General features: G+C 63.3%; 13 protein-coding genes. 8 read left to right on the forward strand and 5 right to left on the reverse strand.

All coding sequences use genetic code 11. The annotated features are described in order from the left end of the window. Positions 1 to 12: 12 nt before the first annotated feature. The 4 genes from fmt to KB554_RS07855 all read right to left on the reverse strand — a co-directional run bounded on the left by fmt (position 13) and on the right by KB554_RS07855 (position 4,649). Entirely contained in the window at positions 13 to 1,032 is a 1,020-nt protein-coding gene (fmt, locus tag KB554_RS07840; RefSeq protein WP_211035444.1) for a methionyl-tRNA formyltransferase, read from the reverse strand. A gap of 74 nt (positions 1,033 to 1,106) precedes the next feature. Continuing rightward, positions 1,107 to 2,330, reverse strand: a complete 1,224-nt coding sequence (locus KB554_RS07845; protein ID WP_211035446.1) for a bifunctional 3,4-dihydroxy-2-butanone-4-phosphate synthase/GTP cyclohydrolase II — start codon at positions 2,328 to 2,330, stop codon at positions 1,107 to 1,109. Beyond that, positions 2,305 to 3,819 carry an LptF/LptG family permease gene (locus KB554_RS07850; protein WP_211035448.1) on the reverse strand — a complete coding sequence of 505 codons (1,515 nt, stop codon included), beginning with the start codon at positions 3,817 to 3,819 and terminating at the stop codon, positions 2,305 to 2,307. Before KB554_RS07850 ends, KB554_RS07845 begins: the two co-directional genes overlap by 26 nt. Continuing rightward, positions 3,816 to 4,649, reverse strand: a complete 834-nt coding sequence (locus KB554_RS07855) for a metal ABC transporter permease (protein ID WP_211035450.1) — start codon at positions 4,647 to 4,649, stop codon at positions 3,816 to 3,818. The genes KB554_RS07850 and KB554_RS07855 overlap by 4 nt, the downstream gene beginning before the upstream one ends. A gap of 103 nt (positions 4,650 to 4,752) precedes the next feature. On the opposite strand from KB554_RS07855, the gene mtaB reads away from it, so the two are divergent. The 7 genes from mtaB to KB554_RS07890 all read left to right on the forward strand — a co-directional run bounded on the left by mtaB (position 4,753) and on the right by KB554_RS07890 (position 12,356). Further along, complete coding sequence (mtaB, locus tag KB554_RS07860; protein WP_211035452.1) at positions 4,753 to 6,051, forward strand: tRNA (N(6)-L-threonylcarbamoyladenosine(37)-C(2))-methylthiotransferase MtaB; 1,299 nt, start codon at positions 4,753 to 4,755, stop codon at positions 6,049 to 6,051. A 42-nt stretch (positions 6,052 to 6,093) separates the two neighbouring features. Continuing rightward, positions 6,094 to 6,879: a hypothetical protein gene (locus KB554_RS07865; RefSeq protein WP_141429872.1), complete on the forward strand. Its 786-nt coding sequence runs from the start codon at positions 6,094 to 6,096 to the stop codon at positions 6,877 to 6,879. A 10-nt stretch (positions 6,880 to 6,889) separates the two neighbouring features. Continuing rightward, positions 6,890 to 8,335: a TrkH family potassium uptake protein gene (locus KB554_RS07870; RefSeq protein ID WP_179954817.1), complete on the forward strand. Its 1,446-nt coding sequence runs from the start codon at positions 6,890 to 6,892 to the stop codon at positions 8,333 to 8,335. A 20-nt stretch (positions 8,336 to 8,355) separates the two neighbouring features. After that, positions 8,356 to 9,876 carry an SPOR domain-containing protein gene (locus KB554_RS07875; RefSeq protein ID WP_141429871.1) on the forward strand — a complete coding sequence of 507 codons (1,521 nt, stop codon included), beginning with the start codon at positions 8,356 to 8,358 and terminating at the stop codon, positions 9,874 to 9,876. Between the two features lie 40 nt (positions 9,877 to 9,916). Continuing rightward, on the forward strand, positions 9,917 to 10,390 hold the full coding sequence (locus KB554_RS07880) for an NfeD family protein (RefSeq protein WP_211035454.1): 474 nt from the start codon (positions 9,917 to 9,919) through the stop codon (positions 10,388 to 10,390). A gap of 13 nt (positions 10,391 to 10,403) precedes the next feature. Next, entirely contained in the window at positions 10,404 to 11,375 is a 972-nt protein-coding gene (gene floA, locus KB554_RS07885) for a flotillin-like protein FloA (protein ID WP_162852166.1), read from the forward strand. A gap of 171 nt (positions 11,376 to 11,546) precedes the next feature. Then, entirely contained in the window at positions 11,547 to 12,356 is an 810-nt protein-coding gene (locus tag KB554_RS07890) for an alpha/beta hydrolase family protein (RefSeq protein WP_141429869.1), read from the forward strand. Between the two features lie 152 nt (positions 12,357 to 12,508). Here the strand turns inward: KB554_RS07890 and KB554_RS07895 are convergent, their stop codons facing one another. Further along, positions 12,509 to 13,276 carry a CDGSH iron-sulfur domain-containing protein gene (locus KB554_RS07895; protein WP_211035456.1) on the reverse strand — a complete coding sequence of 256 codons (768 nt, stop codon included), beginning with the start codon at positions 13,274 to 13,276 and terminating at the stop codon, positions 12,509 to 12,511. 130 nt (positions 13,277 to 13,406) lie between these two features. On the opposite strand from KB554_RS07895, the gene KB554_RS07900 reads away from it, so the two are divergent. After that, a complete protein-coding gene (locus KB554_RS07900) occupies positions 13,407 to 14,879 on the forward strand; it encodes a hypothetical protein (RefSeq protein WP_211035458.1) in 1,473 nt (490 codons plus the stop codon). Positions 14,880 to 14,924 lie beyond the last annotated feature (45 nt).

Below are 14,924 nucleotides of genomic sequence, written 5' to 3' on the forward strand. Positions count from 1 at the left end.
TATGCGGACGGACTATCGTCCGAAGCGGTATTGGTTTACGTCGCGCCAGCCGAGCAGCAGTTCGCGCACCGGGAGCCGCTTCTTGCCCGCGAGCTGCAACTCTCCGGGAATGATCCAGCCGTCGGCGCAGGCGATGCGGATTTCCGTGCGGCCGTCGCTTGCGACCGTGCCCGGCTGCAGTCCGTGTGCGGCGGCTTCGAATGCCGCGGAGAAGATTTTGACCGACGGTCCGTCGCCGGCCGCCCCGCCGCTCTCTCCTCCGGGAGCCGTGCCGTCTTTCCGGTCCCCCTCTTCGCGGATCAGGTCGCTCCAGGCCGCCGGATAGGGCGCCAGCCCTCGGATGAAATCGACGATCCTCCGTCCCGGCAGCGTCCAGTCGATCCGGCAGTCCTCCTTGAAGATCTTGGGCGCGGGGCGGAGCGTCGCCTCGTCGGCGTATTGCTGTTCGACGGGGGCGATGTCGCCCGCGGCGATGCGCTCCACGGTCCGCGTGACGAGTGCGACGCCGGCGGTCATCAGCTTTTCGTAGAGCGTGCCGGCGTTGTCCTGCGGAAGGATCGGCAGGCGCGCCTGCGCGAGGATGGCTCCCTTGTCGATCTCGTGGTTCAGCAGGAAGGTCGTCACGCCCGTCTCCCGCTCGCCGTTGATGATCGCCCAGTTGATCGGCGCGGCGCCCCTGTACTGAGGCAGCAGCGAGGCGTGGAGGTTGAAGGTTCCCAGTCGCGGCATGGCCCACACGATCTCGGGCAGCATGCGGAACGCGATGACGATACCCAGGTCGGGCCGCAGCGCCCGCAGCGCCCCGACGAACTCCGGGGCCTTCAGCCTTTCGGGCTGCAGGACCGGAAGCCCCAGCTCCCGGGCGGCGGTCTTCACGTCGCTTTCGCGGAGTTGCCTCCCGCGTCCGGCGGGTTTGTCGGGGGCGGTGACGACGCCCACGACGTTGTAGCCCCCGGCGACCAGCGCGCGGAGCGACGGCACGGCGAATTCGGGCGTGCCCATGAATACGATGCGGAGTTGCCTTGCGTCCATGATGCGGTTTCGTTTTTGTCGCGCCGGTCCGGGCGTCCGCGGCGGATGCCGCGCTTTCGCGGACCGGTCGTGCGCTATTTCTTCTCCAGTCCCAGCGTATGATGCATACGCTCCTGCTTGGTCTCCAGGTAATGTTCGTTGTACTTGTTCGGCGCGATGACGATGGGCACGATCTCGTCGATCTTCAGCCCGTAGCCCTCCAGCCCGGCGCGTTTGAGCGGGTTGTTGGTCATCAGCCGCATGTGGCGGATACCCAGCTCGCGGATGATGCTCGCGCCCACGCCGTAGTCGCGTTCGTCGGCCTTGAAGCCCAGCCGGAGGTTGGCGTCCACGGTGTCGAGTCCCTCGTCCTGAAGCTTGTAGGCGTGGATCTTGTTGCAGAGTCCGATGCCGCGCCCCTCCTGATTGAGATAGACGACGGCACCTTTGCCTTCCCGCTGGATCATCTGCATCGCGCGGTGGAGCTGCTCGCCGCAGTCGCAGCGGTACGAGCCGAAAATGTCGCCCGTGGCGCACGACGAATGCACGCGGATGAGCACCGGCTCCTCTTCGCTCCATTCGCCTTTGGTGAGCGCGACGTGCTCCACGCCGTTCGACTTCTGGCGGAACGGCGTGATGCGGAAGTCGCCCCACTCCGTAGGCAGGGGAACCGTCACGCCCCGTTCGACGATCGACTCCTCGCGCAGCCGGTAGGCGATCAGCGAGGCGATCGAGATGATCTTCAGGTCGAACTTTCGGGCGATCTCCTGTAACTGCGGGAGGCGGGCCATCGTGCCGTCCTCGTTCATGATCTCGATCAGCGCGCCGGCGGGCTGCAACCCGGCTAGCCTGGCCAGGTCCACGGCCGCTTCGGTGTGGCCCGGGCGGCGCAGCACGCCCTTCTGCCGGGCGCGCAGGGGGTTGATGTGTCCCGGGCGCCCCAGGTCGGAAGGCCTGGTCGCGGGATCGGCCAGCGCGCGGATCGTAGCGGCGCGGTCGTGGATCGAGACGCCCGTCGTGCAGCCGTGGCCCAGCAGGTCCGCCGTCACCGTGAAGGGCGTGCCGAGCAGCGAGGTGTTGTTCTCCTCCATCATGTTCAGCTCGAGCTGCGCGCAGCGCTCTTCCGACAGCGGGGCGCACAACACGCCGCGGCCCTCCTTGAGCATGAAGTTCACGATCTCGGGCGTGATCTTTTCGGCGGCGACGATGAAGTCGCCTTCGTTCTCGCGGTCTTCGTCATCGACGACGATGACGATCTTTCCGTTCCGGAAGTCCTCGATGACCTCCTCTACGCTATTGAGCGTCGTTTGCTTTGCCATGTCTATTTCTGATTCTGAATTTCAATTTGTCGGTCAGCCGGGCCGCCGCCGGGGCGATCCGATCCCGCAGGGCCTTGATCCGTCCGGCGTACCAGTCGGTGTCGAGCAACGCCGAATCGTTCGTGGCCTTCCATGTGAGGTAAACGGCGATCGGCGTCAGAATGAAGGTCGAGAGCCAGACGCCGTAGATGGCCTCCCAATTGCCCTCCTTGGCCAGCTTCTCGCCCGTGAGGCTGATGATGTAGTAGATCACGAAGAAGATGACCGAGACCACCACGGGAAGTCCCAGACCGCCGCGGCGGATGATGGCTCCCAACGGGGCGCCGATCAGGAAGAAAATGAGGATCGACACCGGCAGGGAGAGCTTCTTGTGCCATTCGACCTTCGAGCGGTAGAGCTGGTTGAGCGCCTCCTTGGCCGTCGATTCGTCGAACGACGAGAAGGTGTTGCGCGAACTTTTGGCCAGCGTCCGCGCGAGGTTCCACACCTTGTCCTTCTCGCGCATCGGCAGCCGGGCGACGGAGTCGGCGGCCGCGAGATCGCGGTAGCCGCTTTTGTCCACGCGCAGGCTGTCGGGCTGCGGCAGCACGGAGTTGTCGCGCACGAAGATCTGCTCTTTGAGCAGCGGTTCGTAGGAGGTGGTCGTCGCGGCATTGACCTTCACCTCGAGCGAGTCGATGTCGTGCGACAGGTCGGCGATGTCCTTGGTGCTGCTGTTGTTGAACAGATCGGCGTCGGTGCGCTCCATGGCGAAGCCCTCCATCGGAATGACCTGCTTCTGCAGGTCGAAGATGTGGTGGCGCAGCGCGCTCTTGGTGAACCATTGCGAATTGCGGGTCTGTTCGTAGGTCTCGCCGTGGAAGAGCGTCACCAGCAGGAACCGCTTGTCGTCCGACAGGCGGATGTAGCCCGAGTCGGCCAGAATGGTGTTCATGTTGTTGTTGGCCGCGCGGTTGTCGTATATCAGCACGTTGTGCAGCAGGTGCGTGTCGGGATCCTGGTGGCTGACGCGGATCGACATGTTGTCGATGCCGTTGAAGAACAGCCCGTCCTGGAACTCCAGCGCCTGCTTCTGCTGGCGGATGTCGTAGAGCGTGCTGTAGAGTTTCTTGTTGGCGCTCGGAACGAGGTCGTTGCCGATGAAGAAACTGCCCACCGAGACGATGCTGACCAGAATGATGAGCGGCTTGGTGATCTTCACGAGCGACATGCCCGCCGATTTCATCGCCAGCAGCTCGTAGTTCTCGCCCAAGTTGCCCATCGTCATGATGGCTGCGAGCAGCATCGAGAGCGGCAGTCCCATCGGGATCATGTTGGCCATGAAATAGGTCATCAGCTCGATGATGATGCCCGCGCTCAGTCCCTTGCCCACCAGCTCGTCGATATAGCGCCACACGATGTTCATCATCAGCACGAACATGACGATGAAGAACGTGAGCACCATAGGCCCGAGATATGCCTTCAGGACGAGCTTGTGAATGGTTTTCATGCGGCGGGTCGCGGTTTTTTCCTGTGCAAAGTTAATAGTTTTGCCATAATAAGCGTAAGCGTGAGGGTAAATATTATGGCCGCGCCGGGCGGAACTTCGAAATTGTAGCTGACGACGAGCCCCGCGACGTTGCCCGTCACGGCCACGGCCGGCGCCGCGAGGGCGATGGTCCGGTACGACCGCGAAAAGGCATTGACGATCGCGACGGGAATCGTCAGCAGCGAGATGAGCAGCACGATGCCCATGATGCGGATCGAGAGGACGATCGTGGCGGCCGCGAGCGCCGCCATGAGGTACGAGATCGTCCGGGTCGGAATGCCCCGGCTGCGGGCGAATTCGCGGTCGAAGGCGACGTACATGACGGGGCGCAGCCAGAGCAGCGCGCCGAGCAGGATGAGGAGCGTGAGCCACGCCAGCGCCAGCACGTCGCCGCGCGTGACGGTCACGATGCTGCCGAACAGATAGGCCGCCAGATCGCCCGACGTGTAGCCCGGACGCAGGCTCATGAACAGCGCGCCGACGGCCATGCCCACCGACCAGATGATGCCGATGGCCGAATCCTCGCGGATGCGTCCGCGGCTGCCGGCCCACTCGATGCCCAGCGCCGAGAGCACGGCGAACAGGAGCGCCCCGCCGATGGGGTCGGCCCCGAGCCAGAAGGCGATGCCCAGCCCGCCGAACGAGGCGTGCGTGATGCCGCCGGCGAGGAAGACCATGCGGCGGCATACGACGTACGTGCCGACGATGCCGCACGCGATGCCCGAAAGCACGCATGCCGTCAGGGCGTTGAGCAGGTAGCCGTAGTGGATCAGATCGCTGAAAAATTCCATGTTCCCTCTTCCCGATTGCGCGCAAATTTACGCTTTTTTCTCCGAAATGAGGCCTCCTTTCGGACATAATTCGTATTTTCGTGCCGGGAAAAACAGCTATCGTATGCAATCCGGAAGAGTCAGTTTCCATACGCTCGGCTGCAAGCTCAACTTCTCGGAGACCTCCACTCTGGCCCGGGAGTTCGAGCGCGGCGGCTTCGTGCGTGTGGCCCCTTCGGCCGAGGCCGACATATGCGTCATCAACAGCTGCTCCGTGACGGAGCACGCCGACAAGAAATGCCGCAATCTGATCCGCAGGCTCCACCGCCGCAATCCGCAGGCGATCATTGCAGTGACGGGCTGCTACGCGCAGCTCAGACCGCAGGAGATCGCCGCGATCGAAGGCGTGGACATCGTGCTGGGCAACAACGACAAATGCGATCTGTTCAAACGTGTGGCCGAGCTGTCCGGAAAGGGCCGGGCGCGGATTTACAGCTGCGACACGGAGCAGCTCACGTCGTTCTTCGCCGCCTTTTCGAGCGGCGATCGCACGCGCGCCTTCCTCAAGGTGCAGGACGGCTGCGACTACTGCTGTTCCTACTGCACGATCCACTACGCCCGCGGGTCGAGCCGCAACATGCCCGTGGCCGATCTGGTGCGCGAGGCGCGCCAGATCGCCGCGGCCGGACAGAAGGAGATCGTCCTCACGGGAATCAACACGGGGGATTTCGGCCGCACGACGGGCGAGCGGTTCATCGACCTGCTGCGGGCGCTCGACGCCGTGGAGGGAATCGAACGTTACCGCATCTCGTCGATCGAGCCGAACCTGCTCACCGACGAGATCATCGCCTTCTGCGCCTCGTCGCCCCGCTTCATGCACCACTTCCACATTCCGCTCCAGAGCGGTTCCGACCGCATTCTGCACCTGATGCGCCGCCGCTATACGGCTGCGCGCTTCGCCGAACGCATCGCGGCCGTGCGGCGGGCGATGCCCGACGCCTTCATCGGGATCGACGTGATCGTGGGGTTTCCGGGCGAGACGGAGGCCGATTTCCGTGCCACGTACGAACTGCTCGAAGGGCTCGAACCGGCCTACCTGCATATCTTTCCCTTCTCGGAACGCCCCGGGACGTCGGCGGTCGGTCTGCCCGGCAAGGTGCAGGCGTCGGTCGCCACGCGCCGTGTCGGGGAGTTGGAGGCGCTGTGCGCCCGGCTGCACGGCGCCTTCTGCGCACGGGCCGAAGGCACGGAGGACACGGTGCTGTTCGAAAGCACGATGCGCGGCGGCATGATGTTCGGCTACACGGGCAACTACCGCCGGGTGAAGGCTCCCTACGACCGGTCGCGGATCAATACGATCTGCCGCGTGCGGCTCGGGAAGATGGACGAATCTTGCGACCTGAGGGGTGAAATTCTGGATTAATTCACTATATTTGCGAAAACGTAAATCGGATAAAGCTAAAGTATGACGGGTATGCGCAAACGGGTGACGGCCGGATTTCTGAGTATCGTCTGCCTGCTCTTCTTTTCGGGCATGGTGTCGTTCCTCGAACTGAGCCGTCTGAGCCGCGATACGGACGAGATTCTCGGCGCCAACCAGCGCAGCATCCGTCTGGCGCGGGAGATGCTCGACGCCGTGCACGGGCAGAGCGGGGCGATGGCCCGCCGCGCCGTGTTCGGCGACCGGTCGTACGACAGCCTGTGCCGTGCCGGACTGGAACGGCTCGAAGAGGTGCTGCTCGCGGCGCAGAAGGAGGCTGCGGACCGGTCGGCGCTCGATTCGCTGGCCTTCGCCACGACCGGGCTGCGCCTGCTTACGGACAGGTTCCTGGCTTCCGATGCGGCACGGAGGACCGATTCGCTGGCCGTCCGCGGGGCCGATTCGCTCGGTGCAAGGTGGTACCGGACCGAATACGGGGCTTACTACGACCGGCTGGTTTCGGCCATCAACTATTACATGACCTCGACGCAGAGTTCGCTGGCTCCGCGCGCCGAGCAGATGAAGACGAACGCTTACCGGGCCGTGACGCCGGTGCTCATATCGCTTGCGGTGATGATCGCCATCGTGCTGATGCTCTACTATTTCATTTTGGTCTACTGTGTCCGGCCGGTCGAACGGATGGACAAGGGGCTGGACGACTACCTCTCCTTCAGGATGCCCTTTGCGGTGAAAGGCGAGTTCAAGGACGAGATGCTTTCGCTGCGGGAGAAGATCGAGGCGCTGATCAATCTGACGAAACAAGCCAAATAGGGGGATCGGGATGCGGATAGACGTGGTTTTTCGGTATGTCGGAATCGTGCTGCTCTTCATCGCGGCGTTCATGCTGCTCTCGGCGGGCATCTCCTGTGTCAGCGGCATGGACTCGTCGTTCTATCCCCTGCTGCTCTCGGCGCTGCTGACGATCCTGCTGGGGGCTTTTCCGCTGATCTTCGTCGGCAAGCGCGACCAGATATCCAACAAGGAGGGGTTCTGCATCGTCGTGGGGGCGTGGCTCGTGGCCTGCGTGGTGGGGATGTTCCCCTACCTGATCTGGGGCGGCGAGTTCAGCCTGGTGAACGCGTGGTTCGAGAGCGTCTCGGGATTCACGACCACCGGGGCGTCGGTGCTTACCGATGTGGAGGCGCTGCCGCGCGGGTTGCAGTTCTGGCGCTTCTCTACGACGTGGATCGGCGGTATGGGCGTGGTGATGTTCGCGCTGGTGGTGCTGCCGACGATGGGCCGCAGCAAGATGACCCTTTCGAACGTGGAGATGTCGTCGCTGGCGCGCGACAACTACCGTTACCGGGCGCAGATGATCGTCCATGTGCTGCTGGTGGTCTATGTGGGGCTGACGGCGATCTCGACCGTGATGCTCAAACTCTCGGGCATGAACTGGTTCGACGCCCTGTGTCACGCCATGTCGGCCTGCGCCACGAGCGGATTCTCGACCAAGAACGCCAGCGTGGCCTATTTCGACAGCCCGCTGATCGAGACGGTGCTCATCCTGACGATGGGCATTGCCGGTATGCACTTCGGCCTGATTTACGCGACGGTCACCGGCAAACGCAACAATCTTTTCCGTTCGGAGGTGACACGCTGGTACGTGGGCATTCTGCTCGGATGCAGCGTGCTGATCGCCGTGAGTCTCTACGCCGCGGATATCTACCCTACGCTGACCTCCTCGTTCCGTCATGCGGCCTTCCAGTTCTTTTCGCTGATGACCACGACGGGTTTCGCCTCGGCCGATTCGAACGTCTGGCCGCCGTTCGCCGTGATCCTGCTCATGTTCGGCTCGATCGTCTGCGCCTGCGCCGGATCGACCACCGGCGGCATGAAGGTAAACCGGCTCGTGCTGGCCGGAAAGATGATCCGCACGCAACTACAGCGTCAGCAGCATCCCAACGCCGTGATCCGCATCAAGCTCGACGGCATGCTTCAGGAGGACGGGGTGATCCACGGCGTGATGATTTTCATCGTGACCTACATGCTGGCCATCCTGTCGGGGACGGTGTTCAGCGCGTTGTGCGGCGTGGACCTGCTGACCGGATTCTCGGGAACAGTGGCCTGCCTGGGCAATGTGGGACCCGGTTTCGGCGAGGTTTACTCGCTGGGCAATTACGCCGGCATTCCGGCCGCCGTCAAATTTTTCAACGCTTTTCTGATGCTGTTGGGCCGTCTGGAGATTTTCGGCCTGATTCAGTTGTTTTTTCTAAAATGGTGGAGATGATGAAAGCCAAGTGCCTAAGAATGTACATATTGCTGTGCGCGCTCTTCGCGGCGGGAAGCCTCGGGGCGCAGCAGCTCGACGTGAAGGCCCGCATCGCGGGGCTCGAGAAGAACGGGGAGTACATGTCTCTGCTGCGCGAGGACGCGCTGTTGCAGGCGCGCGAAGATTCCGTCGTGCGGGTGGTCGAACGCACGCGCACGCTGCTGCGCGAGGACCCCGAGCGGAGACAGCAGTACTCGCAGGAGATTCTGGCGCTCGAGAACCGGATTTTCGAGATCCGGAACGCCAAGGGACGGCTGATCGACCGCATCAACACCATCGAGCAGGAGTGGGTGCTTTCCAATCTCGACGCAGGAGGTGCGGGCGGCGCGGCGCACCGCACCTCGGCGGCGATTCCCGATTCGCTCAAGGTGCGTAACCTCGTCTGCAATCCCTGGTTCGGCGAACAGCTCCCGGCGGCGGACTATGCGGCGTTGCGCCGGGCGCAGGACATGGAGATGGTCGCCGTGGATTACGTGAACCGTTATTTCGCCAATTACGACACTCTGAAACAACTGGCCGAGACCTATGCGGCGGTCGGCACCGAGGCCGAGGCGCAGGAGGTTTTCGACCGTTACGAGGCGTTGCAGGGAGTGAACCGGATTTTGGCCGATTCGCTCTCCGGGGTATGGAACTACATTTTCGACAACAAGAACTACGCCTACGGTTATCTGCTCGACAGGCTGGGGCAGGAACAGGCGCTCGTCCGGGAGGAGGAGGCGTTGTCGAAGGCGATGCGGCAACTGGCCGCCGTGCGCGGGGAAACGGCGTCGGATGCCGTGGCCGACTACTTCCTGCGCAAGCGCGTCCTGGTGGATTACGAACGCTCGGTGGCCGACGTGCTGGGGCTGGAGGCGGCGTCCGATTCGCTGCGCGGCGTGGCCGGGCAGCTCGGGGCGATCGACTTCCGGCTGCCGAAGGTGGAGGTCGCCGAACGCTACTTCCTCGATTTCGACAGCGTGACCTTCACCAAGACGCCGAAATACAGTTACAAGAATCCCATTCCCGAGTGCCGGGTTTACGAGCGCGGTACGATCTACCGTATCCTGCTGGGAACGTTCAACACCAAACGTGCCGTGGCGACATTCCGGGGAGCCTACCCGCTCTCCTATCTGGTAAACGACGAGGGCAAGTGGTGCTATTACACGGGCGGCTTCGCCACGCGCGAGGAGGCCGATTCGGTGCAGGGCGTGCTCCGCAGGCACGGGTTCGTGCGCCCCGAGGTGGTCGTGTGGACCGACGGGGAGTACCGCAATCTGTCGCGCGAGCCCGAAGCCGGGGCCGCGGTTTACCGGGTCGAGATCACGGGAACGGACGCGCTGTCCGAAGCCGTGAAACAGGTCATCGCCGGGACGGCCGAGGGACGCGAGCTCTCGCGCGTCGGACAGCAGTTGTTCGTCGTCGGGACGTTCGAAGACCGCGCCGTGGCCGAGCGGCTGGCCGAAGCGTTGCGGCAGGCGGACGCCGCGCTGGAAATAAAAGTGGCGGAAGTCGCGGAATAATCGGAAAAAATTCCTTACCTTTATAACCGATCCGAATACGATGGAACTCTTTTATATCATACTGCTGATCTTCTTCGGACTGCTGTTTCTGGTGGCCGAGCTGGTCCTGCTGCCCGGCGTCACGGTCGGTGCGGCGCTGGCGCTGCTGTGCGACGGCTGCGCGATCTGGCTGGCGTTCCGGGATTTCGGAACGGGCGGCGGAGCCGCGGCGATCGTCGCCGTGCTTCTGCTGTCGCTTCTGGTGACGGTCGTATCGCTGCGGGCCAAGACCTGGCAGCGGTTCTCCCTGCGTCAGCAGATCCGTTCGTCGAGCACGCCCGTCTCTCCGGCCGAGGAGCTGCATGTCGGCGACCGGGGCACGACCCTTTCGCGCCTCTCGCCGATGGGCCGCGTCGAGATCGGCGGCCGCGCCTACGAGGCCAAGTCGGCCGTCGGCTATGTCGATCCGCAGCGCGAGGTCGAGGTCGTGGGATTCGAGAATTTCAGCGTCGTCGTAAAAATCGTCAAACAATAACCTTCTATCATTTATGGATTTTCAGATGGGAATGATCGTCGTGATCGTCTTCGTGAGCCTGCTCGCGCTATGGCTCGTCTTCTATTTCATTCCGGTGGGACTGTGGTTTTCGGCGCTGGTGTCGGGCGTGCGGATCAGTCTGTTGCAGTTGATCCTGATGCGGTGGCGCAAAGTGCCGCCCTCGACGATCGTTTCGTCGATGATCGAGAGCACGAAGGCCGGGCTGGAGCTCAACCCCAACGAGCTGGAGGCGCACTATCTGGCCGGCGGCAACGTGACGAACGTGGTGCACGCCCTCGTGTCGGCCCAGAAGGCCAATATCATGCTCGACTTCAAGATGGCGACGGCCATCGACCTGGCGGGCCGCGACGTGTTCGAGGCCGTGCAGATGTCGGTGAATCCGAAGGTCATCAACACGCCCCCCGTGGCCGCCGTGGCCAAGGACGGCATTCAGCTCATCGCCAAGGCCCGCGTGACGGTGCGCGCCAATATCAAGCAGCTTGTGGGCGGTGCCGGCGAGGAGACCGTGCTGGCGCGCGTGGGCGAAGGCATCGTCTCGTCGATCGGTTCGGCCATGTCGCACAAGATCGTGCTGGAGAACCCCGATTCGATTTCGCGCGTGGTGCTCGAAAAGGGACTCGATGCGGGGACGGCTTTCGAGATCCTTTCGATCGACATCGCCGATATAGACGTGGGCAAGAACATCGGCGCGCAGTTGCAGATGGACCAGGCGCAGGCCGACAAGAACATCGCCCAGGCCAAGGCCGAGGAGCGGCGTGCGATGGCCGTGGCGCTCGAACAGGAGAACAAGGCCAAGGCGCAGGACGCCCGGGCCAAGGTGATTCTGGCCGAGGCGGAGGTCCCGCTGGCCATGGCCGAGGCGTTCCGCAGCGGAAACCTGGGCATCATGGATTACTACAAGATGAAAAATATCATGGCCGACACGTCGATGCGCGAGACTATCGCCCGGCCGGAGAAGAAATAACGGGGTCGGGGCGTACTGCGGTGCGCCCCGCTTTTTGTGGCGGATGCGCTGCGTGCCGCCGGGTTTCCGGCAGCCGTTTCCGGTGCGGCGGGACCGTGTCGGATTCCTCCCGGGGCGGACGATCCGGAAGGCCGTTCGCCGAAGCATGGACCGAAAAATATCATGGTTGTTATGAAGAGATACCTTTTTACCCTTTTGTGCCTTTGCGCTTCGGCTGCGGTCTCCGCGGCCGGTATCGACACGCTCAAAGTCTTCAGCCCGAAGATGCAGCGTGAAATCCCCACCGTCGTCGTGACGCCCGACGAGGCGGCCGTACGGCGCCTGCCTGTTGTCTATCTGCTGCACGGTTACAGCGGCGACGAGCTGGCCTGGCAGCGGATCACCGACCTGCGGCCGCTGGCCGAGCAGTTCGGCGTGATCTTCGTCTGCCCCGACGGCGAGAACAGCTGGTACTGGGACAGTCCGATCAACCCTTCGTCGCAGTTCGAGACCTTCGTTTCGCAGGAGCTGCCCGACTGGGTCGATGCGCACTACCCGACCCTGCCTTCGCGCGAGGGGCGTGCCGTTGCGGGATTGAGCATGGGCGGCCACGGCGCATTGTGGACGGCCGTGCGCCACAAGGACCGCTTCGGAGCGGTCGGCTCGGTGTCGGGCGGCGTGGATATCCGGCCCTTCCCCGATTCGTGGGAAATGAAGGCGCAACTGGGCGAGGAGCGGGAGAATCAGGCCCGCTGGGACGCCCATACGGTCATCAATGCGGTCGATTCGCTCCGGGACGGCGAACTGGCGATTTTCGTGGATTGCGGGTATGACGACTTTTTCTACGGCGTGAACGTGGCGTTGCACGAAAAGCTGCTCCGGCAGGGTGTCGGTCACGACTTCCTCACGCGTCCCGGGGCCCACACGGGCGAATATTGGGGCTCCTCGCTGCCCCATCAGTTGCTCTTCTTCCGAAGCTATTTCGACCGGGCCGGGAAGTGACGGCGCGCCGCGCGGGCGGGATGTTCCCGCCGCCGGACGGTTCGGACGGATTCGCCCCTGCCGCAAACAGTGCGGCAGGGGCGAATCCCCTTTTTCCGGAGCGGTCGTGTCCGGGCTGCGTACGGCGGCTGCGGACACCCGGTTCCGCAGCGTCAGCAGACCTCTTCGGGCAGCCGCTCCCCGACCGGTTCGCCCGCGAGGCCGTCGCGCCATTTGACCGCTGCGTGCGTGCCGTCGCAATAGGGTTTGTTGGCCGACTTCCCGCAGCGGCAGAGCACCGTGCGGTTGCGGATTTCGTAGGTGCGCCCGTCTTCGCGCCGTACCGGAATGCCGCCGCGCACCCAGAGGCCGCCGCTGGAGCCGATGGCAGGGTCCTCGATCAGTCCGAGGCTGGGGGCGAAGCGGAACTCGAAGGGTTTGCCCGTCGTCCGGTCCCAGGCCATGAGACGGCCGCTCGGGCACATCGAGGCCTCGCGGATGGCCATCTGCCGGGCTTCGGGGGCGTCGGAGCGTTCGGTGAGCGTCCAAGCATCGCCGCAGGGATGGCAGAAGCGTGCGAAGACGCAGTAGCGGGCGTTGTCGGTCATCGTGAGCGAGCCTCCCTCGATCAGTTCCGCCTCGTCGAGCAGCGCCTCGTCGCGGGAGGTCGGTTCCGAGTCCCACTCCGTGCGTTCGTGCGTGCCGTCGCAATAGGGTTTGCGCTTCGAGGCTCCGCAGCGGCACAGCGCCGTGGGTTCCGCTTCGGTCGGGAAGCGGCGCCCTTCCTGGAAATACCAGCTTTCGCCGGCATCGTCGGGCATGATGAACTGTTCGGCCAGCGGCGGGCGGCCGTAGATCAGAAGGGGCCCCCGTTCGGTCACGGTGATACCGAATCGTTCTTCGGCGGGCGAGCTCCCCGTCTCGATTTTCGTTTTCGACATACTATATCGCTTTAAAATTCGTTGAAAGAAGAGCGGCAATAATTGTTCCCAAGCCGGAAATATTTGGAACCCGGAGTAGGAATTGTTGCGCTTTTTGGTATCTTTGCAAAGATTTTTGAAACTGAACGGTATGAAAAGATTTACAGCCTTTGTCGCGCTCGTGCTGCTGGCGGCGGCAACCGCGGTGTCGTGCAGCAAGGACAAGGATGCGGGCAAACTGGCGTTCGACCGCCCCGCGGTGTTCCTGCAGCCGGGCGGGACGGCGACGGTCGGATTCTCCTCGACCGATATCAAGAGCTACTCCATCTCGTCCAAACCCGTGGGCTGGGACGATGCCATCGTGTTGGACGAGGGCGCGATGAGCGTCCGGATCACCGCTCCCACCGTCTTCGAAGACGATGCCAGGGCGGACGAAGGAACCGAGGAAGAGGAGAAGGCGGAACGGTCGGGAACGCTGACCCTCGCGGGAACCTCTTTCGGGGGGAAGCGCGTCACGGCGACGCTCTTCGTCAGCGTTTCGAAGACGGTGGACATGAGCGACCGTCCGGCGAACAGCTATCTGGTCAATGGCAGGGAGTGCAACTACACGTTCGACGCCATGCACAAGGGTGACGGACAGAGCGCGCTCGCTACGGCTTCGGTCGATATCGTCTGGCAGTCGAAGACGAATCTGATCCAGTACCTGTCGCTGGACGACGGAAAGGTCTCCTTCTACGTGGGGGCCGACGAGGACGAGGACGACAGGATCGACGAGGGCAACGCACTCATCGGTGCATACGATGCGGACGGGACGCTGATCTGGAGCTGGCATGTGTGGGCTGCGGACTACGACCCCGATGCCGAGGGCGGATCGGTCGTTTTCAACGGCTATACGATGATGAACCGCAACCTCGGCGCGCTGGCCAACGGCAATGAGACGACCGATGAGATACTCGCCTCTTACGGGCTTTACTATCAGTGGGGGCGCAAGGATCCCTTCATCGGACCGAGTACCTACCGGGCCGACAACGGATCGTCCGCTTCGATGTACAATGCCAAGAGCGGTACGGTCAAACTGGAGTCCGTGGAGTCGGACGCCGAAACCGGAACGGCGGACTACGCCGTGCAGCATCCGCTGGAGTACATTACGGGAACGGCGGATTCGGATTACGATTGGGCCTGGAGCCATGACGGCGCCTTGTGGGGCGAAAGCAAAACGGTGAACGATCCCTGCCCCTACGGCTGGCGGGTCGCTCCGTCGAAGGCCTTTGAGGGACTGACGATCTCGGGCACGCCTGCGGCGGCCGATTACGACAAGTTCGGCTGGACGCTGACCGACGACGTGTCGCAGTCGTTTTTCGTCGGCGCCGGACGCCGCCGTTACGACAACGGTACGATCCTGAATATCTACAATCCCGTGCCCGCGGAGGCACAGTCGCGGAACACGGCGACCGAGGCTCAGCCGTGGGAGGGCCTCTATTGGACTTCCGACGCCGGTTCGGGAGCGCAGTCGCCCGCTTTCTATTTCTGGTTCGAGAAGAAGACCTCCGGCGGCAATGTCGAGTACGAAGTACCCTATGCCCGTGCCAACGGAATGCAGGTGCGCTGCGTGAGGGAGAAATAAGCGGAGGTTCGCTCCGGGCAATGAAAAGCGGGACGGCGTGAGCCG

This window comes from Alistipes sp. Marseille-P2263 (assembly GCF_018101075.1).
GTDB classification, from domain to species: domain Bacteria; phylum Bacteroidota; class Bacteroidia; order Bacteroidales; family Rikenellaceae; genus Alistipes; species Alistipes dispar.

What these genes read in the sequence shown, in the direction of transcription:
- fmt (WP_211035444.1), bottom strand. Translation starts at nt 1,032, where the DNA reads ATGGACGCAAGGCAACTCCGCATCGTATTCATGGGCACGCCCGAATTC.
- KB554_RS07845 (WP_211035446.1), bottom strand. Translation starts at nt 2,330, where the DNA reads ATGGCAAAGCAAACGACGCTCAATAGCGTAGAGGAGGTCATCGAGGAC.
- KB554_RS07850 (WP_211035448.1), bottom strand. Translation starts at nt 3,819, where the DNA reads ATGAAAACCATTCACAAGCTCGTCCTGAAGGCATATCTCGGGCCTATG.
- KB554_RS07855 (WP_211035450.1), bottom strand. Translation starts at nt 4,649, where the DNA reads ATGGAATTTTTCAGCGATCTGATCCACTACGGCTACCTGCTCAACGCC.
- mtaB (WP_211035452.1), top strand. Translation starts at nt 4,753, where the DNA reads ATGCAATCCGGAAGAGTCAGTTTCCATACGCTCGGCTGCAAGCTCAAC.
- KB554_RS07865 (WP_141429872.1), top strand. Translation starts at nt 6,094, where the DNA reads ATGACGGGTATGCGCAAACGGGTGACGGCCGGATTTCTGAGTATCGTC.
- KB554_RS07870 (WP_179954817.1), top strand. Translation starts at nt 6,890, where the DNA reads ATGCGGATAGACGTGGTTTTTCGGTATGTCGGAATCGTGCTGCTCTTC.
- KB554_RS07875 (WP_141429871.1), top strand. Translation starts at nt 8,356, where the DNA reads ATGTACATATTGCTGTGCGCGCTCTTCGCGGCGGGAAGCCTCGGGGCG.
- KB554_RS07880 (WP_211035454.1), top strand. Translation starts at nt 9,917, where the DNA reads ATGGAACTCTTTTATATCATACTGCTGATCTTCTTCGGACTGCTGTTT.
- floA (WP_162852166.1), top strand. Translation starts at nt 10,404, where the DNA reads ATGGATTTTCAGATGGGAATGATCGTCGTGATCGTCTTCGTGAGCCTG.
- KB554_RS07890 (WP_141429869.1), top strand. Translation starts at nt 11,547, where the DNA reads ATGAAGAGATACCTTTTTACCCTTTTGTGCCTTTGCGCTTCGGCTGCG.
- KB554_RS07895 (WP_211035456.1), bottom strand. Translation starts at nt 13,276, where the DNA reads ATGTCGAAAACGAAAATCGAGACGGGGAGCTCGCCCGCCGAAGAACGA.
- KB554_RS07900 (WP_211035458.1), top strand. Translation starts at nt 13,407, where the DNA reads ATGAAAAGATTTACAGCCTTTGTCGCGCTCGTGCTGCTGGCGGCGGCA.